The 291-nt window shown below is 55.7% G+C and carries 1 rRNA gene; it reads right to left on the bottom strand.

The features are described from left to right. Positions 1 to 291, bottom strand: a 23S ribosomal RNA gene (locus DW58_RS17965); the annotation flags it as partial.

A 291-nucleotide genomic window follows, 5' to 3' on the forward strand; every position in this document is an offset into this window, starting at 1 on the left:
CACCTGTGTCGGTTTGGGGTACGATTTGATGTTACCTGATGCTTAGAGGCTTTTCCTGGAAGCAGGGCATTTGTCACTTCAGCACCGTGGTGCCTCGTCATCACGCCTCAGCCTTAACCTTCCGGATTTGCCTGGAAAGTCAGCCTACACGCTTAAACCGGGACAACCGTCGCCCGGCCGACATAGCCTTCTCCGTCCCCCCTTCGCAGTAACACCAAGTACAGGAATATTAACCTGTTTCCCATCGACTACGCCTTTCGGCCTCGCCTTAGGGGTCGACTCACCCTGCCC

It is taken from the genome of Siccibacter turicensis LMG 23730, assembly GCF_000463155.2.
GTDB lineage: Bacteria > Pseudomonadota > Gammaproteobacteria > Enterobacterales > Enterobacteriaceae > Siccibacter > Siccibacter turicensis.